The following is a 24,309-nucleotide window of genomic DNA, read 5'->3' as shown; positions in this document are numbered from 1 at the left end:
ATGTTCAGTCCGCGTAACGGGATGCTGATCCGTTAACCGCTTTACATGGATTTTCATCGGGTGGTTGAATCTGGCTGCCTGACAAAGAGAAGCAGGAGGTGTTTTCTAGCAAACGCTTTCTGGAAATCTTCTCTAACCGTGGGCCGGTTGTACCGCTCAATGGAGCTCCGTCAGAGCCGTAGTCAATCTGCTCGGACAGGTGGCCACGGTAGAAGAAAACAACGAATGTTTGTAGGAAGGCATGAGATGAAAAAAATGCAGAACGCTACAGGATCGACTTCGGCACTGTTCTAGACCTTGCGGGGAAATCGAATAGATTACCCGCGAAAGTCGTTGCGTCGAGTTCGCCCTGTAAGACGCTCAAGAAAAGCACTAATTTATCTCATTCAAAATCTGAACTTGCACCGGAATGATTTGTAGGGAGGAAAACAATGAAACAACGGTTGCTTCTACTGGTATTGGCGCTGCTTGCGATTGGAACAGGCATGCCATGCGTTGCTCAGCTCAGCCAGGGATCGATAGCTGGAAGTGTGAAAGATCCTTCTGGGGCTCTTATCGCCAACGTCAAGATCATTGCGACAAGTATGGGGACAGGAACTGCATACACCGTTACATCCACAAGTGCTGGGACCTACTATTTTACGAACCTAAATATTGGAGAGTATACGATTTCCGCATCGCTAAAAGGCTTTAAGTCAGCGGAAATCAGCCTTGTCAACATTTTGGTCGGAACCACCACCTCTCTTTCCATCACCATGCAGGTTGGTGATGTTTCGGAAACGGTGACCGTACAAGCCGATGCTCTTACGGTCAATACGGAATTATCGGAAGTGGCAGACGTCATTACCACCAAGCAAGCTTTGGATCTTCCTCTCGATTTGAACGGTAGCGTGGTGAGTTCCATGCGTTCGCCGGAAGCTTTTGTGTTCCTGCTTCCCGGAACGGCTGGACCTGGAACGGCAAATGGACAGGGCGGCACCTGGGAATCGAAAATATCGGGTGGGCAGAACTACTCGACGGAAGTCCTGTTAGACGGAGCCAGCATGTATCGCTCCGAGAATGGATCGTCTTTCGATGAAACCGCGCCTTCTGTCGAGGCTATCTCTGAATTCAAAGTCACTCTTTCTTCCTATCCTGCCGAAGTGGGAAGAACTACGGGCGGTATTGAGAGTTTCAGCACCAAATCCGGTACCAATGATTGGCATGGCGTAGCGTATGACATCTTCAAGAATCGTGACCTTGATGCCAATAACTGGGGCTACAACTACTATCAGGATGTTTATAGGAACAACTCTACAGAGCTCGCAGACTACCAGCGCCCTGCTGATGAAAAAAACGATTACGGCCTGGCTCTCGGTGGTCCTGTCCGTATTCCCAAACTCTACAATGGACGCAATAAAGCATTTTTCTTCTTTTCCTGGGAGCAGTATCGTCAGAATCTTGGCGGGACTTCTACGAGCACGGTTCCTACGACTGCCGAGCGCGGAGGAAATTTCTCTGACCAGATGACAACTACTGTCAAAGAAGCAGAAAATCCTTGCGACCACACGCAGGCCATTTATCAAGGAGAGATCTTCGATCCGACCACGACAACTACCGGAACAAATTCATCCAACCAAACGGTTACCTGTCGCTTGCCATACGCCAAGAATGCAATCCCCGCAGCCGACTTGGTATTGAGTAGCGCGAATCAGTCTATTGTGAATGCGCTGAATTCTTATTATCCGTTGCCAACCATTTCGGGCAGCATCACCAATAACTACGTCTATGCCTGGACATATCCAGTTCTTGATACTTCAATGTCGGTGCGTGCGGATTACAACTTCAACTCCAAACAACGCGTCTACGTCACCTATAACTCCCGCGACAACACGAGAAAATCTGTGAATCCATGGCTTGATAACGCTGCTGGCCAAGGCCGAGATCAGAATTTCTTCACACACTATATCCGCGTTGGATATGACTACACCATTACCCCTAACATCCTTAATCATCTAACGCTTGGTTATGACCGCACCAATAGCGGTAACTACGACACTGGAGTTGAAGCGAACAAGGATTGGGATTCAGCGCTTGGCATTAAGGGCGCATCTGGTCATAATTTTCCTTACGTGTATGCGTGGGGTGATGCGGGTATTGGCGGAACCGTCGATGGAGATTCGATCGACAATGGCTATCGCTTGAATGACACGCTGACCTTCGTCAAGGGAAAACACGTTATAAAAGCCGGAGTGGATTATCGCTATCAGATTTTTAACCCGATGACCTTGTCGGAACAGTCAGGTAGCATTGGGTTTGATCCCACGACGACAGCCGGTGATGTAAACACGGCCTGGGATGCGAACGGATACGCAAGTATGCTTCTTGGTTTGCCGGGCTATGCAATCTTGGACGCGTACTCTGAACAACCCAAATGGCTATCTCACTACTACGGATTTTTCGTCCAAGACACTTTTAAAATCTTTCCTTCGCTGACCTTGAATTATGGTCTGCGTTATGATGTGGACGTTCCGCGCCATGAAGCGCACGGGAACACTTCCGACATTAGCCTTACGACTGCAAATTCTGGGGCTGGCGGTCTGCCTGGCGCTTTGGTTTTTGCAGGTAAAGGCACGGGGAGAAATGGAAACGTCAATGAACAATGGGCCGATACATGGCATAAGGATTTCGGTCCGCGTTTTGGTTTTGTCTGGGCACCTACTGCGAGGAACAACACCTTCTCACTCTCCGGAGGTTATGGAATCATCTATGGTCCGCTGCAATATGCAGACTATGGTGACGGAATGCAGGAAGGATTTAATTCGACCCCGAGTTGGGACGGTTCTTCAACCTTGTCATCGGTTTTTACGCTCTCCAATGGTTTTCCGTCCTATACCAAACCGCCATCGTTTGATCCGACACTAGCCAATTTGACGACAGGTGCTTATCCGGCGAATGCTTATATTGCCCCTTCTCATGGGCGTCCAGCCATGGTGCAAAGCTGGAGTGTTGAACTTCAACAACAAATCGTCCCAGATTTGATCCTTGATGTAGCATATGTCGGCTCTCATGGAGCACATCTGCGTTCGACGTTTGATGCTACTAACTCCATCCCGGTTAATGACTTTGCTCTTGGAAATGTTTTAAGCACCGAGATCGGATCTACTACAGCAGCTAACGCAGGGTTATCCGTTCCGTATTCTTCTTATCCAACGTCTTATACGGTTGGTAATGCTTTACGCCCATATCCGCAATATAACGGCGCGATTAACAGTGATTGCTGCCTCGAAAATCGTGGCCAATCTAACTACAACGCACTTGAAACGCAATTGATCCGTCACTTCAAAGATGGGTTCAATTTGCAGACCTCCTATACTTGGTCGAAGACCATGACGAATGCTGACTCATCTGTGCCCTACTTTTCGGGTGATAACGGCGGCGGTTACATTCAGAACGTCTTTAACTCAAAATCAGAAGTCGTGCTTAGTAACCAAGATCTGACCAATAACTTTGTCATAAGTTATTTGTATGAACTTCCTTTTGGCAAAGGCAAAAAATGGTTGGCGGGAAATCGATTCCTGGATAAAGGGATTGGAGGTTGGCAGATTGGTGGCGTGCAGCGCTACATGTCAGGCCAACCGATTTCCTTCTATGCTGCAACCGCAATTCCAGGATATGACGGCAGTATTCACTATCAGCGTGTTGCTGGCCAAAGTTTACTGAGTTCATGGGCGCGGAGTGGTCATTACAATCCAGCCAAACAGGCTAATCTGACAACGAACACGTACGACGCAACGACAAATCCGAACCCATATCGCTACTTTAACTATGCGGCATTGACTGATCCTAATGCCGCGAACACAGTTGCTTCCCGCGGTTCGTATGCCTTCGGTAATCAACCAAGAACAACGGATGAGATTAGAACTGGAAAATACCTCAAAGAAGACTTCAGCATTGTTAAGAGAACGCATCTAACCGAGAAGATCAATTTTCGTTTAGAGGCGGACTTAATCGATGCGTTCAACCGGCACGTATTTGGTCGTCCTCAAAGTGATGGTCCTAACGATTTGACCGATTTCGGTTATGTGGATCCGACGGGCATGATTGTTGGACCTCGTCAGATTCAGTTTCTGGCCAAATTCGAATTTTAAGAATTAACGCAAAAGCCGTCAACGGTCTGGCTACCACTACAGCCCAGACCGTTGACGGTTGGCCTTACATTGAGTAGGTCAGCACTTCTTTGGGGCTGCATCTTATTTTTGTTCCTGGGCGGGGGTTCATGTTTTTGAGAAAGATCTTTCTGACTTGCGGAGCCGCATTGCTGGCCTTCGCGTTGCTCCGTGGGGGAGCTTACGCACAATCGGAAGAAGGCGCGCATGCCTTCACTCTTACAGGCGATTATCAGGGCGTGCATGATCCCTCCATCATCAAGGCTGGGGATACATGGTACGTATTCACAACGGGTCTTGCTCCCCATGGGCACATGGCGATTCGCTGCTCCAAAGATCTTGAGCAATGGAAATTTTGCGGGCAGGTGTTGAATGAAATTCCCGCATGGATACACAAGCAGAGCCCAGGCACAAAAGAGTTATGGGCACCCGACATTTCGTATTTCAACGGCAAGTATCACCTGTACTACGCTTACTCGCTCTTTGGTGTGAACACCTCAGGCATTGCCCTACTGACGAACAAGACGCTCGACGCCAGCAGCCTCGATTACAAATGGGTGGATGAAGGACTCGTGCTGCGTTCCACGGCAAAGGATGACTTCAACGCCATCGATCCTAACTTGATCTTCGATGCGGATGGAAAAACGTGGCTGGCTTTCGGCAGTTTCTGGAGCGGCATCAAGATGCGTCGCATCAATTCTGCCACAGGCAAACTGTCGGACGAAGATACGCACACCTACGCGCTAGCCAGCCGTGCAAAACCTGCTGGTTCGGTTTGGGCCAGGCGGGATCTGCCACCGGACTGGCAGGCCGTAGAAGCGCCTTTCGTGATTCATCACGGCAGTTATTACTATCTTTTTGTTTCATGGGATCTTTGCTGCCGCGGCACCAGTAGTACTTATCACATTGTTGTGGGCCGCGCAAAAAATGTAACTGGTCCCTATGTCGACGCAGAAGGGAAGAATCTTTTAGACGGTGGTGGGCTGCAGTTGCTGGCGGGCAATCGCCGCTGGCTCGGGCCGGGCGGCCAGTCGCTCTTTGCCGACGCGCAGCAGACCATCATGGTCTTTCACGCTTATGACGCCATCAGCGGCAAACCCGCCATGCAGCTTTCAACTGTTGGCTGGAAGGACGATTGGCCGGTAATAGCCATGCAAGATGCGACGCAGGCAGGGAAGTAACTCCGCATTCGTTCATCGCAAAAACCAGTAGAGTCTCCAGAGGCAAAGTTTATTTCTCTCTGGAGACTCTACTGGTTTGCGGTTCTTTGCTGTCGCGATGAAGTTTAAAAAGATCGTATATCGAGTTATGCGCCGCGTACGAAATGCGGCATCTCAAAGGGTATCTCCAACGAGAGCTCGACGAAGCCGCTATACACACCCTTTTCGTACCAGGGCGACTGGTAGATCAGCTTCTTCACGCCATTTTTCTCAATCGTATAAGTGTTGGATTGTCCCGTAAGGAGCATCTCTTTCAACTTGGTGCGCGCGGGCTCAGGATGGCAGCCGAAGAGGTTGGTTCCAATGAGCGCGGCCCCGCCGTCTTTCTCAAAGGTCCGCACCGATTTATCGTTCATCGCCAGAACAACTCCATCGCGGTCGCAGACGGTTACTGCTCCAGGAAATTCCTGCACCCAGGCAAAAGCCTCTTGATTCATCATGACATGCCTCACAGAATTCTTTGCCGGAGTCGAAAAAAGAAACTCCCCGCATACTTGCATTGTACTTAACCGAAAGAGCGCTCGATCAATTGCTGAATCGCGTGAGCGCAGGAACGTTATGTATTTGGCGATGTTAGGCGCTTGGCAAGCAATCCATGCTCGATGGGTGTATTGCTTTCGTCTACCAGCAAACGAGCGGTTCCTAAGAGTATTTCATTGCGTCTAGCTCAGCAACTGCGCCATTCGGAGTGATTGAGCTACAATGATTCTTCTAACCAAAAATATCTAAAGGAGACTGTTTCGAGCTTAGCCAAGCTTCAACGATAATGAGCTACAATGCCTTTGTTTTCAAAGTAATGATTGCTTCTCCTAGTGACGTTAACGCTGAACGAGGCATTGTTCGCGAGATTCTAGGTGAATGGAATGTAATCCATTCTGAGAAGTACAGGATTGTGCTATTGCCGGTCGGCTGGGAGACCCATTCCACGCCTGAGATGGGCGCAAGCCCGCAGTCGATCATTAACAGAACTGTTCTCAGGGAATGTGATCTTTTGGCCGGTATTTTCTGGACTAGGATTGGCACCGCTACTGAAGACTATATAAGCGGAACTGTCGAGGAGATTGAGAGGCACATCAATGAAGGCAAGCCGACAATGCTGTATTTTTCCTCTGCCCCAGTGATGCCTGAAAGCGTTGATCCAGATCAGTATAGAAGTCTGAGGGAATTTAAGAATAGTTGCAAATCCCGTGGTCTCCTAGAGAGCTATTCTGACCTTCAAGATTTCCGATCAAAGTTTTCTCGGCAGATTCAACGTAAAATCAACCTAGATCAATATTTTGCTCAATCGAGCTCCGCCGAAGCAGTTCAGGAATTAGCCGCGAAGCCAGTTGTCACTCTATCTCGGGAAGCACAAGAACTCTTGCGCAGCGCGGCATCTGGTGACGGAAATATCATGCACCTCAAGTTCATCGGGGGGGTGCAGGTACAGGCAGGCAGGCGTGCATTCGTAGAAGAAAATAATTCACACTCCGCAGCTATTTGGGAGGGGGTATTACAAGAACTGGAGACTAAGAAATTTGTCCAGCCACTCGGCTATAAACGTGAGATGTTCAAAGTGACCCGCGAGGGTTATGAATTCTTCGATTCGTATCTCAAAGCGTAGTAGTGATACTTCGCGAGACTGACTAATCTTGACGGGAACTCGGAAAGAGAACAAGATTTATTAAGTGAATTTAGAGCGGTCGCCCAAAAAATAATTTTATATAAGCACCTCATCGGCAATGTGCTCAGCAATGCAGGATTGGTCCATGAAGTAGCTTTTTTGCTATGCATTGATTGGAAGAATCACTTTTGTCGGTCTGTCGGAAGTCTGCTTTTGTTTCGGGCGCAGTTCCTTCTCCTCATATGTACAGCCAAAGCAAGCACACGCGCTGTGCGCCCATCAGCCGCGCCGACGTCCCCAAAACAAATTATTTTCCGATGCAAAATGTGGAGAAGATCAAATTTAAAATGTCGTCCGAGGTGGTTTGGCCGGTCAGGGAGTCCAGGGCCCAGAGGGCGCGGTAGAGGTCGAGCAGAAGCATCTCGTGGGGGATGCTGTTCTGGTTGGCCTGGCTTGCTGCGCGGAGGGCTTCTAGCGCGGTCAGAATCGCCTGATGCTGGCGCAGGTTGGTCAGCATGCCGGGCTCGGCGGCTGCACCACCGGTGGCCATGGCTACAATTTTTTTGCGCAGTTGGGCAATTCCCTCGCCGGTTAGGGCCGAGGTCGCCACCTGCTCGAATCCGGCAAGCGTTTCGACGACAGGCGTTGGCGCGGCAAGGTCGGATTTGTTCACCACCACGAGCGCGGCTCTGCCCTGCACTTCTTCCAGCAATTTTCTTTCTTCGTCGTTCAGCGCCTCTGTCGCATCCAGAACCAGCAGCACCAGAGCGGCGTCGGCCATGGCTTCTCGGCTGCGATGAATGCCGATCTGCTCGGCTTCGTTCAGACCACCGCGAGGACCTTCGCGCAAGCCCGCCGTATCCACCAGCTCCAGCGGAATGCCGTCGAGAGAAACGCGTTCGGTGACCAGATCGCGGGTGGTTCCGGCCTGCGCGGTGACGATGGCGCGGTCGCGTTCCACCAACCGGTTGAAGAGCGAACTTTTGCCGGCGTTGGGCCTGCCGACGATGGCCAGAGTCAGACCGTCATGCAGAATGCGTCCACGGGCAAAGCTGGCTTCCAGGGTTTGCAGGGGTTGTTCAATCTCCGCGCTGCGGCGAGCAATCTCGTCGGCGGAAGTTACATCCACATCATCTTCGGCAAAATCGATTCCGGCTTCAAGCAACGCCACCAACTCCATCAGTTGTTGCTTGGCAGGAGCCACGCGGCGGCTGAGTGCGCCGTTGAGCTGGCCGGCGGCCTGCCGGGCCTGGGCTAGGGTCTGCGCATCGATCAGGTCGCGCACCGCTTCGGCCTGGGTCAGGTCGAGCCGCCCGCTCAAAAAGGCACGCTGGGTAAACTCGCCGGGCTCGGCCAGCCGCGCGCCCAGAGCCAGGGCGCGGCGCAGCACCAAGTCCAGCACCACGGGTGAACCGTGGGCGGCAATCTCGACCAGATCTTCCGAGGTGTAGGAGTGGGGCGCGGCGAAAAAAGTGACCAGCGCTTCGTCGATGCGCTCCTGTGCGTCATCGACGACCTCGGCAAAGCGCACCCGGCCTGCTGCAAGCGGCTGCCGGAGGCGCACCAGCTGCACGGCGATGGAGGTGGCCAGCGGCCCGCTCAGGCGCACAATACCGATGCCGCCCCTGCCGGGCGGGGTAGAGATGGCGACAATGGTTTCCTGCATCGAACTCTGGCTGGCCGTCGAGTCTGTCATAGTAGGCTCTTCCAGTGTAGAGGACGAGCGGCTTACAGGGGTTCCGGATTGCCAATGCCGGCCATCACCAGCATGCGCGGCTCGGTCATCTCTTCGATGGCTGCTCGCACGCCTTCACGGCCCAGTCCGGAATCCTTGACGCCACCATAGGGCATGGGATCGAGCCGCCAACTGGGCATATCGCCGGCCACCAGCGTGCCCACTTCCAGCTCGCGATAGGCGGTGAGGATGCGGGCGGCGTCGCGCGTGAGCAGTCCGGCCTGCAGGCCATAGTGGGAGTGGTTTACCTCGGCCAGAGCCTCTTCAAAGTCGTCGTAAGGCTCAATCAGCAGCACCGGTCCAAAGGCCTCTTCTTCGCGGATCTTCATGCCGGGCCGGGTTCCGGTCAGGATCGCCGGGGTGATGGTGGCACCGTTGCGCTCACCACCCGCCACCAGCTTGGCACCGCCTTCGACGGCTTCCCGGATCCAGTTTTCGATGCGCTCGGCGTCGGAGGTGCGGATCAGCGGGCCCAGATCGGTGGTTTCTTCATTGGGATCGCCTACCTTCAGCCGGGAGGCGTGTTCCACGACCTTCCAGAGATAGGTCTGGAAGATGGGCCGTTCAACAAAGACGCGCTGCACGCTGATGCAGCTCTGCCCGGCGTAGCTGAAGGCTCCATGCGTGGTCTTGAGCGCGGCCGATTCCAGATCCGGCCAGTCGCTGTGCACGACCAGAGCGGCATTGCCACCGAGCTCGAGCAGGACGCGCTTGCGGCTGGAGTGTGCCTTCAGCTCCCAACCCACCCGGGCCGAACCGGTAAAGCTCACCAGCTTGATGCGATCTTCTTTTTCTGCCAGCCATGCGGTGTCGGCATTGGTCAGGGGCAGAACGGCCAGAGCTTCTTCCGGCCAGCCGGCCTTCAGAATCACTTCACCCAGCGCCAGGGCCGTGAACGGAGTTTGGGGCGCAGGCTTGAGCAGAACGGGACAGCCGGCGGCCATGGCGGGAGCCAACTTGTGGGCCACCAGATTCAGCGGAAAGTTGAAGGGCGTAATGGCCAGCACCGGACCAATGGGAAAGCGCTGCACCAGCCCCCAGCGGCCCTCGTTGCCCTCGGACAGATCGAGCGGAATGCTCTCGCCGCCCATCCGCGCAGCTTCTTCGGCGGCGGTCTTAAAGGTGAGCACGGAGCGGTCAACCTCAGCGCGGGCTAGGCGGAGGGGCTTACCGGCCTCGGCCACAATCAGCGTGGCAAAGCGCTCCTTCTGCTCGATCAGCGCGGCGGCCACATCTTCCAGAATCTCGCGGCGCTTCCAGCGGGGCAGGGCCCGGGTGCGGCGCAGGCTGGCTACGGCATGGCTCACGGCCTGCCGCGCATCGGCCCTGGTTGGCACCGTCACACGGCCCACCAATCCCTGATCCCAGGGCGAACGAACCTCCAGCGCTTCGCCGTCGATCCATTCTTTTCCGCAGAGCAAAAATCCGGTCTGAGCTCCGGGCCGCATCTTCATGGTTTGGTCCCCCCAGTATTCTGCATTCCATGTTACTCGCGGGATCTGTGGACCGAACCGGGAAGAAGCGTGCCTACTCAAAGAGATGCCCAGGATGAAACTCTCTGCAAAAAGAGTGGGGCGAACCCGAAGGTTCGCCCCGCTCCAGAGTTAAGAAAAATTTAGAGCATTTTCGGAATCCGCGCAGTCTTTTCGAGCTTGATTCGGGCTGCGGTAATTCCGAAAATTTTTATAGCAAAATCAGGGATGCTGTACCTGTAAGCCGCAGGTCCAAAGTTGCCGTGACCATCAGGGAACGGCAACCTTGCACCATTTTTCTGGGGCTAGCTTTCCTGATTTTGCTCTAGTGGCCCAAGTAGCTGTACAACTCGTCGGAGACGCGCTTGTAGCCAAGGCGGAAGCCATCGCGATAAGCCCCAATATACAGAAAACCAACGTGCGGCGAGCGATATTCGTCGTGGTTATTCGGGTCTGCATTGCGGTGTTCATCAAAGTCGTGAAGAGCACCGAGCGCACCCTCATGGAAGCCACGCATGTGCACTGTGCCGAAGGAGCCGAACTGCCAGTCATTGCCCGTGTCTGCCAACGTCTGGGCCATGGCATTGTAGCCACGGCGGAAGCCTTCACGATAAGCTTCGGCCATCTCAAAAGCTACACGCGGGGAGCGAAACTCGTCGCGGCTGTCCGGATCCGGGCGGCGATGATTGCCCAGATCAAGCAGTGCGGCTTCCATGCCATCCTGGAATCCGTGATGACGGACTTCGAAGAAGGCTCCATCAAAATGGTGCATGGGCACTACCGGCGGCGGAGGCGGCGGCGGGGCCTGACGGAAGAGATTGTCGATACCGCGCTGATAGCCCATCCGGAAGCCGTCGCGATAAGCATCCCGCTGCTCGGGCGGCATGTGCGGGTGGCGGAACTCCTCGTGGTTCTCGGGGGAAGGCTGCATATGGTTGGCAAAGTCCTGACGGGCGGCGCTCACACCGTCATGGAAGCCCATCCGCTGAATATCGTGCAGTTCCTGCGGCGGCGCATCCCAACCGCCATGATCCTGCCATTGCGGGTTGATGGGTTCAGCATTTGCAGTTACGGCAAAAAAGCTGCAGCCTGCAAACATAAGCACAAAGGCTGTACACGCGGTCCAGCGTTTCGACATTAAAAACACCTCATGGCCCAGGTGGGGCTCAGATCTTAAATTTGTTTGCCCTACCTAATAATCCTAACCGGCAAAGCAATGCTCTTTCTAACCCTGAGCTAAGAAAGTTGTTGCGATACACTCCAACCATGATTCACAACGGCCGTAGTCGCAAACTTCCCTTCGACGCCGATCAGGCCATTGCTCATTTGAAGGCCGCGGACGCCAAACTGGCCACGCTCATTGAGCGCGCTGGCCCCTTTACGCTGCGCTTAGCAGGCGCAGACACGCCCTTTGCCTCGCTGTTGGAATCGATCCTCTACCAGCAGTTGCATGGCAAGGCAGCAGCAACCATTCATGGCCGTGTTCTAGCCCATTACGGCGGCGATCCCACGCCGGAACTGCTGCTGCAAACTCCCGAAGAAATTCTGCGCGGTTGCGGCGTTTCAGCCAATAAGATCCGTGCTCTGCGTGATTTGGCCGAGCGCACGCTGGATGGCGTGGTGCCCACCCTGGCCGCCATCCGCAAGATGAGCGACACTGAAATTGTGGCGCGGCTCACCCAGGTGCGTGGCATCGGTCCCTGGACCGTGGAAATGCTGCTGATCTTCCGCCTGGGTCGCCCCGATGTTTTTCCTGTTTCCGACTACGGGGTCCGAAAAGGGTTTGCCCTGACCTTTCAGCGAGTGCCCAAAGGCCGGCCAATTGCTGCTGAGGATCTGCCCGCTGCCGATGTACTTCTCAAACGGGGAAAACGTTGGGCGCCGTTCCGTTCGGTGGCAAGCTGGTATCTGTGGCGGGCCTGCGATCTGGCAAAAACGGAAGCGTCGGCGTAAAACGGGCCTACAATAGGCAGCAGCGATCCGATCTGCCCCGATTTTTTTGCGGATCGCGTGGGGAAAACATATGGCCGTCTGCAAGCGTTACGTCTGTATTCATGGGCACTTCTACCAGCCGCCTCGCGAGAACCCATGGCTGGAGACGGTCGAGACGCAGGATACGGCTGCGCCTTACCACGACTGGAACGAGCGCATCTGCGCCGAGAGCTACGCGCCCAACGGCGCGGCCCGCATCGTTAACACCAAGAATGAAATTGCGCGCATCGTCAATAACTACGCGCGCATCAGTTTTAACGTCGGTCCTACGCTTCTGAGCTGGTTGCAGGAGAATGCTCCGCGCACCTACCGCATGGTGCTGGAGGGCGAACGCCGCAGCCGTAAAAGCTTCCGTGGCCACAGTTCGGCCATGGCGCAGGTCTACAACCACATGATTCTGCCGCTGGCCAATCGCCGCGACCGCATCACGCAGATCCGCTGGGGCATTGCCGACTACGAAAACAACTACGGCGCGCCGCCGGAAGGCATGTGGCTGGCGGAAACCGCGGCCGACATGCAGTCGCTTGAACTGCTGGCCGAGCACGGCATCAAGTTCACCCTGTTGGCACCGCATCAGTGCAAGCGCATACGTTCACTGAAAGAAGGCGCAGGGTGGGTGGATACACCCAATGCCAGCGTCGACACCACACACCCCTATCTTGTCCGCTTCCCTTCCGGCGCATCCATCGCCGTCTTCTTCTATAACGGCCCGGCCTCGCGCGCCATTGCTTTTGAAGGGCTGCTGAACTCTGGCGAAGCCTTTGCCAACCGTCTGAAGTCGGGCTTCCGCAACGACACGACACAGCCACAGATGGTGCATGTGGCCACCGATGGCGAGTCTTACGGCCATCATCACAAGCATGGGGAAATGGCTTTGGCCTACGCCTTGCGCCTGCTGGAGACGGACCGCTCAGTAAAGCTGACCAACTATGGCTGCTTTCTGGAAATGTTCCCGCCGGAATATGAGTGCGAGATCGTTGACAACACGTCTTGGAGCTGTGCGCACGGCGTCGAGCGCTGGCGTTCCGACTGCGGTTGCAACGGCGGCAAGCCGGGCTGGAACCAGGCGTGGCGCAAACCTTTGCGCGAGGCTCTCGATGCTGTGCGCGACGTGCTGATTCCCTTCACCGAGCAGGAAGGCAGCAAGCTCTTCCGCGATGTGTGGGCGGCGCGCGATGGCTACATTCAGGTGATGCTTGACCGCAGCGAAGAGTCGGTCGAAAACTTCATCAAAACGCATCAGCATCATGAGCTTGGCGAATTCGAACGCATCCGTGCCCTGGAACTGATGGAGATGCAGCGCCACGCCCAGTTGATGTACACCAGTTGCGGCTGGTTCTTTGACGACATCAGCGGTATTGAAACCGAGCAGATCATCGCCTATGCCGCGCGCGTCATTCAACTGGCCCGCCGTCACTTTGGCCTGCAGGTTGAGCAGCTCGAACCATCCTTCCTTGCCAAACTCGCCCAGGCGCGCTCGAATGTGCCTGCCGCGCAGGATGGCGCCACGATCTACCGGGAGAGCGTGCGCACCAAGGAACTGCAGCTTGAGCAGGTGGCCGCGCACTACGCCATCAGCTCGGTCTTCTCCAGCTTTTCTGAAGAGACGGAGCTGTTCTGCTACAAAATTCGTCGCGTCAGTTATGAGACGCATGCCTCCGGCCGTGGCAAGCTGGCGCTGGGCCGCGTGCATGTCTTCAACTCCATCACTGGTCACAACGAGATGTTCTCGTTTGCGGTGTTGCACTTTGGCGATCAGAACATTACCGCAGCCGTGAAGCCCTACGTTGAAGTGGCCGCGTCAGACTTTGAGGCCTTCAGCGCCGAGGCCGCAGGCAGCGTGTTGCGCGCCGACTTCCCGCAGGTCATTCGCCTGCTGGACCGCTACTACGGCAGCGCCGATTACTCACTGACTTCACTGTTTACCGACGAGCAACGGCGCATTGTGCAGCTGATTCTGAACTCGACCTTGTGGGACATCGAGAACTCCCTCACCAGCATCTATCAGGATCACGCCACACTGCTGCACTATCTCTCTCAGGCCAATCTGCCCAAGCCGCCCGCCCTTAGTCTGGCCGCAGGTTTTGCCATCAATGCAGGCTTGCGCCGCGTGCTGGAAGCTGAGCCTGTCGATCAGGCGCAGCTGCGTTCCTTCCTGTCGCTGGCCAAGGCCGATCAGGTGCCACTGGATGCGCCTACGCTCTCATATATTGCTGACCAGCGAATGAAGCGGGCGATGGTGGATCTGCAAATGTCCTCCGGCTCGCTGGAGGCTCTGGACCGTGCGCTCACGCTTGGCCGCAACCTGATGGAGCTGCCCTTTGAGCTGAACCTCTGGCAAGCGCAGAATATCTGGTACGAGGTTCTGCGCACCTCAGCCTATGCGCTCTCCGCGCTGACCGACGAAGAACATCCGCGTTGGGAGGCGGACTACAACGAACTGGGCAAATGCCTCAGCATCGATTGCGATGCCATTCGTGCCGAGCTGAAACAGCCCGCGCAGCCGTGTGGGTGTGGTGACTGAAGAAGTGCAAAAGAATGACAAAGGCTCAATAGTTGAGGCATTCAACTATTGAGCCTTTGTCATTCATGAAAGAAATGTTCTAACTCTGCACGGCCTTCGCATACAGCTTTCCGTGCCGGAGCACGAAGCGCTGGCCGCGCCACACAATGGTGTTGCCGCAGAATCCTGCCAGCCACAGGCCAAGATACACAATATCGCGCAGGGGCAAGAGCCAGAGCCCGGCTGGAACCTGATCGTCCGAGAGCACACGCACGCCCACCACTACGGCCATGGCCAGGCGCAGCATCAGGCTGGCCAGCAGGATCGTCACACTCAACGGGTTAAAAGCACAGACCAGCGCATTGATAACGGCCCACGCCAATCCATGCGTAAAGAGCATGCCGAAGTAGCCGCCAGGTCGCGCATCGCGCACCGTGCGCAGCCAACGCAGCTGGTGGTCGGCAAAACCCTGCCAGCGATAGTCGGGCACACTGGTTTCAACCGCCTCGCCGCAGAGCACAACGCTGTAGCCGGCTTTTTCGATCTTCACGCCCATCTCATGATCGTCGGCCAACTGATTGACCAAAGCCTCAAATCCGCCTGCCGTATGCAGCGCCTCGCGCCGTACGGCCAGCGTAGAACCGAGCCCGTAGTGCAGGCCACCTTCGATAAATTTGGAAAGCAGCACACCCGCCTGAAAGTCGGTGGCAATGCCCAGCGATTCCATCTGGGCCCACACCGAACCATGGGCGCGGCCACGATAGAGCGCCGTCACCAGACCCACCTGCGGCTCACCCTCGACCGGAGCAAAGCAGCGCATTACGCGTTCCAGGTAGCGGGGCGAAACCGTAATGTCGGAGTCGTTGACGAGCAGATAGTCATAGCGTGCGGCGGCTTCCATCTGCATCAGGGTGCTGATTTTTCCATTGGTGCCCAACCGCTCGGGGCAGACCAGCAGCTGGATGGGAATTTGCGGGAACTCCTGTTGCAGTTGCTTGACGGCGGCCACTGCGGGGTCGTCGGCCTCAGCCACGCCGAACAGCAGCTCGAACTCACCGGCGTAGTGCTGGCGGCAATGGCTGCGGAAGGCCTCTAGCATGCCGGGATCCAGCCCCTTGAGCGACTTCATGATGCTCACGCCCGGCGCAAAATCGGTGGCTGTGCCGTTGCGTTCGCGCAGAAAGCGCGCGGCGGCAAAGAGGGCTGCAAAAAAGTAGAAGATTCCCAGCAGGGCGAGCGCCGTGGTTACGGCAGCAAGGGCGAAAGCAAGAGAATGGATCGTCACAAAAGCAGTGTACTAGGACGAGAGTGCAGCTTTCAGCCCTCAGCTGTCAGCGGTCAGCTTTTTCGTGCAGTAGCGGCGCTCCTCGAATGAGTTGGAAGTGCAAACCCCTGCAAGACAAACTGATAGCTGACGGCCGAAAGCTGTTCTTACTCGTAGCGGAGCGCCTCAATCGGGTCCAGGTTGGCGGCCTTCCAGGCCGGATAGATGCCGAAGAGCAGACCGATCAGGCTGGAAACCACGAAGGCAATGACGACCCACATTGGCGAGAGCGCAGCATGCAGGAAGGGCACGGCGTAGTGCAGGATCAGGGTCAGCAGCGACCCGGTCAACACGCCCAAAAATCCGCCCACCATGCAGAGCACAATGGCTTCCAGTGTGAATTGCAGCAGAATGTTTTTGCGGGTTGCGCCAATAGCCTTGCGCACGCCAATCTCGCGGGTGCGTTCGGTCACGCTCACCAGCATGATGTTCATCACGCCTACGCCGCCCACCATCAGGCCCACGCTGGAGACTGCCACCATGAACAGGAAGAGTCCGCCGGTCAGCTGATTCCACAGCCGGGTGAGTGAGTCGGGCCCAAAAATGGCAAAGTCGTCATCCTTCTGGTTGGTCAGTTTGCGGCGTACGCGCAGCATCTCGCGCACTTCTTCGGTCACCAGATCGCGATTGGCGCTGTTGTCATAGCGAACCACAATCCAGAAGTCCTTCACCTCAGGATGGATTTTATGGAAGGTGGTGACGGGAAAATCGATGGCATTGTCATCGCTATTGCGACCGCTGCCGAAGGGCTGTGGCTGCAGGTCGAGGACGCCAATGACGGTGTAGATCTGGCCTTCGCATTCAATGTCCTTGCCGAGGGGATCTTCGTCGGGAAAGAGGTCTTCAGCGGCGTCATGCCCGAGGATTGCCACCTTGGCGGCATTCACCTCTTCCGTTTCCGTCCAGAAGCGGCCTTTGGTAAGCGCTACATCGACCGTATCTTTGTAGGAAGTGGTCACGCCGTTCAGAATCGTGTTGGAAATTTTATGCGCACCGTGTTTGACCGAAACGCTGCCAAGGCCGGTCTGAAAATTCTGGTAGGTCTGCTCGGGATCGACGGCGGCAACGTGCGGCAGGCCACGCAGGGCCAGGCCATCCTCGTAGGAGAGCTTCTTGCGATTCAGTTCCTCGGTGGTCGGCCGGCGCGCGAAGGGCTCAAAGTGGTAAAGCCACAGGTCGTTGGTGCCCAGGGAGCTGACAAACTGACTGATGTTGTTGTTCAGGCCGTTGATCGCCGAGGAGATCAGAATCACGGTGGCAATGCCGATCAGAATGCCGAGCACGGTCAGACCCGAGCGCATTTTGTTTTTACGCAGCGTATCAAGCGCCAGCCTGATGGCTTCTCCGGAATGGCTAAAACCCTTCATTTATAGCTCCGCACGCAACGCCGCAATCGGATCGAGAGCCGAGGCCTTCGCGGCAGGATAGATGCCAAAGAACAGTCCCACGGCGGTAGACACCAGCAGGCTGAGCAGGACGGACCAGAGTTCGACGGCCGACGGGAAAGCGATAAGCAGGGTGGCCAGCTTGGCCAGGGCAATGCCCATGAGCACTCCAATCACGCCTCCCACGGCCGACAGCGTGGCCGACTCAATGAGAAACTGCATCAGAATATCGTGCCGTTTGGCCCCCAGCGCCTTGCGCACGCCAATCTCGCGCGTCCGCTCCGTCACGCTCACCAGCATGATGTTCATAATGACGATGCCGCCAATTACCAGAGAGATGGCAGCGATGGCCGCCACAACCGCGCCAAAGCTGTTCAAGATCTTGCCCAGCATGTTCTGGAAGGTGGCGCTGGCGTCGATGTTGAAGCTGTCCGGCGTGCCAGGCCCCAGTCGCCGCTGCGAGCGCATGATGCTGCGCAATTCGTCCAGTGCGGCGTCCATGACTGCGCCGCTGCTGCCCGCGTCGGCATAGATGGTCAGAGTGGAACGGTCGCCATGTGCGCCGTAAACCTGCATGAAGCTGTAGAGTGGCAACGACACCCAGTTATCCATGCTGGAGCCAAACATCTTGCCCTTGGTTTCGCTGACGCCGATCACGGTGTAGGGTTCGCCATCGACGCGAATCTCCTTGCCCAGTGGATCGGCTCCGCCCAGCACATTGGTCACAATGTCCGCGCCCACAATGGCTACATGCGCCGCATGCTCGTCTTCGCTCTCGGTAAATCCCCGGCCAGAGACGATATTGAGGTTGGAGAGCGGCGGCATTGTCCAGGTCCAGCCGCGAATCGTCGAACTGGTGGTGGAATGGCCGCCGTAGACAACCTTGCCGGTGGTCTCGCGCTGCGCTCCTACCGTAACGCAGAGGCGGCACTTTTCCTGTACGGCGCGGTAATCGTCAATGGTGACGGGGCGGCGCTTCTGGTACTCCAGATACTCTTCGATGGTCATGAAGTTATCGGGCATCTTGCTGATAGTGATTACAGACCCGCCGAAGGAGTTGATCTTGGAGGTGACAAACAGTTTGGCACCGTTGGTCAGGGTCACCACCGTAATCACCGAGGCCACGCCGATGACCACGCCCAGCAGCGTGAGAATGCTGCGCATCTTGTTGGCCCACAACGATTGCAGAGCGAGTTTGACGGCCTCGGCAAATTGCATGATTCGATCCTGAACAGAGTGGATTGTAGGACTTCCGGTGCGCCGGACAGACGCGAATCCGTCCCCAACAGTCTAAGGAAGAAATTCCGGCCTTATGCAGGAATTTCTTCCCAGACCCGAGCAATTCCCAGTAGCTCTGCCGGATCGATACGCAAAGACGTGGGCAGAAGTTCCCCGGCTACCGCAAATTCAGAATGATCGTACTGTCTAAAAAGTACGCAGGGTGCCGTTTTTTAGAAAACCGCACCCTGCCTTATCTGTTCAACCTATACCAATTTTGAAGCTGTTCTAGAGCAACATCCGGCAAGGTAGCCCCAGAGAATACGTGCAAGGTGGCTTTTTCTTGAGGAAAAAGCCACTCAGCTGCGACGGTTTCGGTGTACTGCAATTGGAGAACCGCTTTAGCGGCCCGAGCTGCCAAAGCCTTTTTCGGCCCGCTGCGAGTCCTGCAAGTCTTCTACCGCCGTCACCGGCCCGGTTAGCACCGGCACGGGAATCATCTGGGCGATCTTTTCTCCGCCCTGCAGTTCAACGGGCTCCAGCCCCAGATTGGTCATCAGGATCAGGACCTCACCACGGTAGCCGGCATCGATGACGCCACCGGTCGTGGCCAGGCCTCGGGAAGCCATCGACGAGCGGTCGCGCACCAGCAGCCCGAGCGGCTCACCCGACTGTGGATGGCGCGCCTCCACAGCGATTCCGGTGCGTACCTTAACGGTCGCGCGCGGCTCCAACCGCACCGCTTCAAGGGCAAAAACGTCGTAACCCAGATCCTCTCCCGGATGCGCCACTGCGGGCGTCCGGGCTCCTGCTTCAAGAAGTTTCACTCGCAACATGTTTCCATTCCACCACACTGGGCCGGTGATCCAGTAGATCAAAAGAAAAATCGATTTATCGTCCAAGCTCCTCGGTTGTATCATCGCCATGTCGTTTTCTGCCCAATGAGATTGCCGTCAGAGTTCCGTTCAAGCGGACTCAAAGGAGCTTTTTTCATGCTTTTTCGCTGCACTTTTTCTGCCTTGATGCTTCTTTCGCTGGCGCTGCCTGTTCAGGCGCAGAGCGCGCAACCCGTTCACCCCACATCGCCCCTGTATCTTGACCAGAAGGTCGCTCCCGACGATCGCGCCCGCGATCTGGTCAGCCGCATGACGCTCGATGAAAAAGCGCAGCAGCTGGAGGACTGGGCCACGCCGATTCCCCGCCTGGGCATTCCCGACTATCAGACGTGGAACGAAGCTCTGCACGGGGTGGCCCGCGCTGGTTATGCCACGGTCTTTCCGCAGGCCATCGGTATGGCGGCCACCTGGGATCCGGCCACGCTGCAGAACGTGGGCAACGTGATCTCCACCGAGGGCCGCGCCAAATATAACCAGGCCCAGAGCGAGGGCAATCACCGCATCTTTTATGGCCTCACCTACTGGTCGCCCAACATCAACATCTTCCGCGATCCGCGTTGGGGACGCGGGCAAGAGACTTACGGCGAGGACCCTTACCTGACCGGCCAGCTGGGCATTGCCTTCATCCAGGGCGTGCAGGGCACTGACCTGAAGCATCTGCGCGCCGTAGCCACCAGCAAGCACTTTGCCGTGCACAGCGGGCCGGAGAGCTTGCGTCACGTCTTCAATGTGGACGTATCGCCGCGCGATCTGGAAGAGACCTATCTGCCCGCCTTCCGCGCTACCGTGACCGAGGGCCACGTGCAGAGCGTGATGTGCGCCTACAACTCCATCGACAGTTGGCCGGCCTGTACCAACAAGATGCTGCTCCAGGAGCACTTGCGCGAGGCCTGGGGCTTCAAGGGCTTTGTCGTCAGCGACTGTGGCGCAATCATGGACGTGAACAGCGGCCATAAAAAAACCGAGGATGCAATGCATTCGGCCGCGCTTGCGCTGAAGGCAGGCACGGACCTTTCCTGCAGCATCTGGACGCCGGGCTTTAATACGCTGGCCGAGGCTGCCCACAAGGGTTTGGTGCAGGAATCCCTGCTTACCGAAGCTGCCGTCCGGCTGTACACGGCGCGTTTTCAGCTCGGGCTCTTTGATCCGGTGGGCTTGAACCGGCTGGACGGCTTGCGCCCCACGGAATCGCTCTACAACCAGGATCGTTTTGTGGCCCGTCACGCTGCTGAAGAGAGTATGGTGCTGCTCAAGAACACGGGGGTGTTGCCACTCAAGGCCAAGCCGGGCAAGATTGCGGTTATTGGCCCCACCGCTGACCTGCTGGTGTCGCTGCTGGGCAACTACAACGGAACCCCGGTGCAGCCCATCACACCTTTGGATGGTCTGAACGCGCAGTTTCACGGCAGTCAGGTGCTCTACGCGCAGGGTTCCACGCTGGCCTCGGGCGTGGGCGTTCCGGTGCCGCGCACGGCCTTCGGGCAGGGCCTGAAAACCGAGTTCTTCGCCTCTGCGGACTGGACCGGCCGCGTACTGGCTACGCAGATGCAGCCCACCGTGCAGGCCGACTGGGAGAGCGACCGCCCCACGGCGCAGATCAACACATCCAACTATTCGGTGCGCTGGTCAGGTACGATTGCCGCTCCCGCCGCAGGCCACTACATCTTCACGGTTGAGCCGGGCGACAGCTTTCCCTATTCCCCCACGGAGAGCTATCGTCTGAGCATCGACGGCAAGGTGATTGGCGAAGGCAATCTGCGCAAGCCACACGAATCGGCAAGCACCAAAACCGATTCCGGAGCTTCGCCTACCGCGCCGCGCCCCATGGATGGACCTGCTCCGGCACAGGTTGAATACGACTTTGCCGACAGCCAGGAGCACGCGTTCAAACTGGAATACACGCATGCAGGCGATGCGGCAGGCGGGGGCCTTACGTTCAAGTGGCAGGCACCGGCCCAGGCGCAACTGGACGAGGCTGTAGCCCGCGCTAAAGAGGCCGACGTGGTGGTGGCCTTCGTCGGACTTTCGCCACAGCTCGAAGGCGAAGAGATGAAGATCAACCTGGACGGCTTTGAAGGCGGCGATCGTACCAGCATCGACCTGCCTGCGCCGCAGCAAAAACTGCTGGAGGCCGTTGCCGCCACCAACAAACCGCTGGTGGTGGTGCTGCTCAGCGGTTCGGCCGTAAGCCTGAACTGGGCCAAGGAGCATGCGGGTGCGATTCTGGCCGCCTGGTACCCGGGCGTGGAGGGCGGAACGGCAATTGCGCGCACGCTGACGGGAGCCAATAATCCCGCGGGCCGCCTTCCGGTCACCTTCTATGCCAGCTTAGACGGTCTGCCCGCATTTACCGACTACTCCCTCAAAAACCGCACCTATCGCTATTACACCGGCAAGCCGCTTTGGGGCTTTGGTTATGGCCTTAGCTACGCCACCTTCAAATACGGCCCGGTCAAGCTCTCGGCGGAGCAGATCAAGGCGGGCGATCCTATCACGGCCACCGTTACGGTAACCAACACCGGGGCAATCAATGGCGATGAGGTGGTGCAGGCCTACTTGAAGACGCCTCAGCCGGAGGGCCCCATTCATTCGCTGGTGGCTTTTGCCCGCATTCAGCTTGCTCCGGGAACCAGTCGCGACGTAACTCTGAAGATCGATCCGCGCTCGCTTTCGAGTGTGGACGCAGCGGGGAAGCGTTCGATTCTGGCGGGAGAGTACGTGCTGGCTGTAGGCGGTGCGCAGCCTGACGAAGCACCTGCTCACAGCCAGACGTCTTTTACCATTACCGGAACGCTCGCCCTGCCTAAATAACTTCTTCTGTTTGCCGGGGGTAGCAGCAAACCCTCGGCAAACTTTTTTTCTGCATAGCTCGTCCTACCTAACGAACGCAGCTTCCCCTTTTCCCCGCAGGTGGCACTCCGGAAGCCGGAGTGCATAATAAAAGCAGATTCTTTGCTCTTGCACCCCATGCAAGTTGGCAAGGTCCGAGTGAATGTTGTTGACTTTTTTCTATCCAGTACGGCCAAGGCATGCGCATGCCGAACCACTTCCCTCTTTCCCTGTCTACAAAGGAATAGCCGATGACGAAGATCGAACCCGTAGATCTTGAGCAGCAATTTGCCAGCGATAATTACGCTGGAATCTGTCCTGAAGCATGGCAAGCCATGCAGGCGGCCAATCAAGGCCATGTAACTTCGTATGGCGACGATCCATGGACGGAACGCGCCTCTGACGCATTTCGCAGCTTGTTTGAAACGGATTGCGATGTGTACTTTGTCTTTAACGGAACAGCCGCCAATTCCCTGGCGCTGGCCTCGCTCTGTCAGTCCTATCACGGCGTAATCTGCAACGATCAGTCGCATGTGGAAACCGATGAGTGCGGCGCGCCGGAGTTCTTTTCGAATGGTTCAAAGCTGCTGGTGGCACGCAGCGAACATGGCAAAATCTGTCCGGCTTCGATTCGTGAACTGGCCACCAAACGCCAGGATATTCACTATCCCAAGCCGCGCGTAGTTACCATTACGCAGTCCACGGAAACTGGCCGTGTGTATACGCTCGATGAATTGCAGGCTATTTCAGCCGAGTGCAAGTCCCTGGGTTTGTCGCTGCATATGGATGGAGCGCGCTTTGCCAATGCCTGCGCCAGTCTTGGAGTAACTCCCGCCGAATTGAGCTGGAAATCTGGTGTGGATGTTCTCTGTTTTGGTGGAACCAAGAATGGAATGGCCGTAGGCGAGGCCGTACTTTTCTTTGATCGCAAGCTTTCTGCGGACTTTGATTACCGCTGCAAACAGACCGGCCAGTTAGCCTCCAAGATGCGTTTTCTTTCTGCGCCATGGGTCGGCATGCTGGAAAGCGGCGCTTGGTTGCGTAATGCAAGTCATGCCAACAAGTGCGCGCGACTGTTTGCCGAAAAGGTTGCGGCGGTGCCTGGAGTGCGGATTCTGGGGCCAGTGGATGCCAATGCGGTCTTTCTTGAGGCTTCAGATCAGTTACTGGAAGGTATGCACGCCCGTGGCTGGAAGTTTTATACCTTCATAGGCGGCGCGGCGCGCTTCATGTTTAGTTGGGATGCAGATCCAGCTAGAATTGAAGTTTTTGCGCGTGACCTTGCGGAATGTGCAAACAATAGGTGAGAATCAATTGTCAGGAAGTTTTATCCTGCAAAAAAAATGTTCAATTTCTGGTCAGTGCCTAGCTTTAAGGCACTGACTGGAATTGCAGAAGATAGAATTACCCGACAGAAACAGCGGTTCATAACAGTATTTCCAAGTCATAAAAGAGCTAAGTATTTTCGTCTTGTTTGCAAAAAGATATGCATAAGGTTATCTTGTAGCAGGAAGGCGGATAATTCCAAAAACCACAACTTAGAATTCTGCTTCAGGTTGCGCCGTCTACCGTGAAGAATCGGAGGAATTATGGGAGTGTCGGAGATTTTGGCATCTATCGATCGTGAGATTGCTCTGCTGCAGCAGGCTCGCGCTCTTCTTGCAGGCACAGGAGTTGCCACACCGAAGAAGGTGGGCCGCCCGCGGAAGAATGCGGATTTCCCTGCTTTGTCAGTTACAAAAGGAGCAAAGAAAACCGCCAAGACCAAGAAGCGCAATCTGACCCCAGAGGGTCGCAAGCGCATTGCGGAAGCCGTAAAGCGCCGCTGGGAAGCACAGAAGAAGGCTACGGCAGCCCCGGCCAAGTAATCAATATTTGAATAAATCAAAAAGCCGACGCATCCATTCGATGCGTCGGTTTTTGATTTATCGGGAGTGTTTTTCTCTTGTTTCAATAAATCGCAGATTTTCTTTCTTATTTATCA

General features: G+C 56.0%; 16 protein-coding genes. 8 read left to right on the top strand and 8 right to left on the bottom strand.

The window, feature by feature from the left end:
- Positions 1–431: 431 nt before the first annotated feature.
- The gene (locus ACOBR2_RS20400; RefSeq protein ID WP_420237921.1) at positions 432–4,130 is read left to right on the top strand and encodes a carboxypeptidase regulatory-like domain-containing protein; all 3,699 of its coding nucleotides are present in this window, start codon (positions 432–434) and stop codon (positions 4,128–4,130) included.
- Between the two features lie 128 nt (positions 4,131–4,258).
- Complete coding sequence (locus ACOBR2_RS20395; protein ID WP_420237920.1) at positions 4,259–5,329, top strand: arabinan endo-1,5-alpha-L-arabinosidase; 1,071 nt, start codon at positions 4,259–4,261, stop codon at positions 5,327–5,329.
- Positions 5,330–5,454: 125 nt separating this feature from the next.
- Here ACOBR2_RS20395 and ACOBR2_RS20390 read toward each other — a convergent pair whose 3' ends face one another.
- Complete coding sequence (locus ACOBR2_RS20390; RefSeq protein WP_420237919.1) at positions 5,455–5,808, bottom strand: hypothetical protein; 354 nt, start codon at positions 5,806–5,808, stop codon at positions 5,455–5,457.
- A gap of 326 nt (positions 5,809–6,134) precedes the next feature.
- On the opposite strand from ACOBR2_RS20390, the gene ACOBR2_RS20385 reads away from it, so the two are divergent.
- Positions 6,135–6,971, top strand: coding sequence for a hypothetical protein (locus ACOBR2_RS20385; RefSeq protein ID WP_420237918.1), 837 nt, complete (start codon positions 6,135–6,137; stop codon positions 6,969–6,971).
- A gap of 307 nt (positions 6,972–7,278) precedes the next feature.
- On the opposite strand, the gene mnmE is transcribed toward ACOBR2_RS20385, so the two are convergent.
- From mnmE to ACOBR2_RS20370, 3 genes are all read right to left on the bottom strand, one after another.
- Positions 7,279–8,667: a tRNA uridine-5-carboxymethylaminomethyl(34) synthesis GTPase MnmE gene (gene mnmE / locus ACOBR2_RS20380; protein WP_420237917.1), complete on the bottom strand. Its 1,389-nt coding sequence runs from the start codon at positions 8,665–8,667 to the stop codon at positions 7,279–7,281.
- Between the two features lie 32 nt (positions 8,668–8,699).
- The gene (locus tag ACOBR2_RS20375) at positions 8,700–10,160 is read right to left on the bottom strand and encodes an aldehyde dehydrogenase family protein (RefSeq protein WP_420237916.1); all 1,461 of its coding nucleotides are present in this window, start codon (positions 10,158–10,160) and stop codon (positions 8,700–8,702) included.
- Between the two features lie 343 nt (positions 10,161–10,503).
- The gene (locus ACOBR2_RS20370) at positions 10,504–11,316 is read right to left on the bottom strand and encodes a hypothetical protein (RefSeq protein WP_420237915.1); all 813 of its coding nucleotides are present in this window, start codon (positions 11,314–11,316) and stop codon (positions 10,504–10,506) included.
- A gap of 128 nt (positions 11,317–11,444) precedes the next feature.
- Here ACOBR2_RS20370 and ACOBR2_RS20365 point away from each other — a divergent pair, with 128 nt between their 5' ends.
- Complete coding sequence (locus ACOBR2_RS20365) at positions 11,445–12,131, top strand: DNA-3-methyladenine glycosylase family protein (RefSeq protein ID WP_420237914.1); 687 nt, start codon at positions 11,445–11,447, stop codon at positions 12,129–12,131.
- Positions 12,132–12,201: 70 nt separating this feature from the next.
- A complete protein-coding gene (locus tag ACOBR2_RS20360; protein WP_420237913.1) occupies positions 12,202–14,694 on the top strand; it encodes a DUF3536 domain-containing protein in 2,493 nt (830 codons plus the stop codon).
- Positions 14,695–14,773: 79 nt separating this feature from the next.
- Here ACOBR2_RS20360 and hpnI read toward each other — a convergent pair whose 3' ends face one another.
- From hpnI to ACOBR2_RS20340, 4 genes are all read right to left on the bottom strand, one after another.
- Entirely contained in the window at positions 14,774–15,958 is a 1,185-nt protein-coding gene (gene hpnI, locus ACOBR2_RS20355; RefSeq protein ID WP_420237912.1) for a bacteriohopanetetrol glucosamine biosynthesis glycosyltransferase HpnI, read from the bottom strand.
- Between the two features lie 146 nt (positions 15,959–16,104).
- Complete coding sequence (locus tag ACOBR2_RS20350) at positions 16,105–17,364, bottom strand: ABC transporter permease (RefSeq protein ID WP_420237911.1); 1,260 nt, start codon at positions 17,362–17,364, stop codon at positions 16,105–16,107.
- Positions 17,365–18,600: an ABC transporter permease gene (locus tag ACOBR2_RS20345; protein WP_420237910.1), complete on the bottom strand. Its 1,236-nt coding sequence runs from the start codon at positions 18,598–18,600 to the stop codon at positions 17,365–17,367.
- A 401-nt stretch (positions 18,601–19,001) separates the two neighbouring features.
- Positions 19,002–19,436: a dUTP diphosphatase gene (locus ACOBR2_RS20340; protein WP_420237909.1), complete on the bottom strand. Its 435-nt coding sequence runs from the start codon at positions 19,434–19,436 to the stop codon at positions 19,002–19,004.
- A 156-nt stretch (positions 19,437–19,592) separates the two neighbouring features.
- Here ACOBR2_RS20340 and ACOBR2_RS20335 point away from each other — a divergent pair, with 156 nt between their 5' ends.
- The 3 genes from ACOBR2_RS20335 to ACOBR2_RS20325 all read left to right on the top strand — a co-directional run bounded on the left by ACOBR2_RS20335 (position 19,593) and on the right by ACOBR2_RS20325 (position 24,193).
- Complete coding sequence (locus tag ACOBR2_RS20335) at positions 19,593–22,307, top strand: glycoside hydrolase family 3 C-terminal domain-containing protein (protein ID WP_420237908.1); 2,715 nt, start codon at positions 19,593–19,595, stop codon at positions 22,305–22,307.
- Positions 22,308–22,576: 269 nt separating this feature from the next.
- Positions 22,577–23,632 carry a threonine aldolase family protein gene (locus tag ACOBR2_RS20330; protein ID WP_420237907.1) on the top strand — a complete coding sequence of 352 codons (1,056 nt, stop codon included), beginning with the start codon at positions 22,577–22,579 and terminating at the stop codon, positions 23,630–23,632.
- A 282-nt stretch (positions 23,633–23,914) separates the two neighbouring features.
- Positions 23,915–24,193, top strand: a complete 279-nt coding sequence (locus ACOBR2_RS20325) for a hypothetical protein (protein WP_420237906.1) — start codon at positions 23,915–23,917, stop codon at positions 24,191–24,193.
- Positions 24,194–24,309 lie beyond the last annotated feature (116 nt).

It is taken from the genome of Telmatobacter bradus, assembly GCF_048629425.1.
In the GTDB taxonomy this organism is placed as follows: domain Bacteria; phylum Acidobacteriota; class Terriglobia; order Terriglobales; family Acidobacteriaceae; genus Telmatobacter; species Telmatobacter bradus.
Note: the sequence above shows the minus strand (reverse complement) of the source record. Positions and strands in the feature narration are given on the sequence as shown.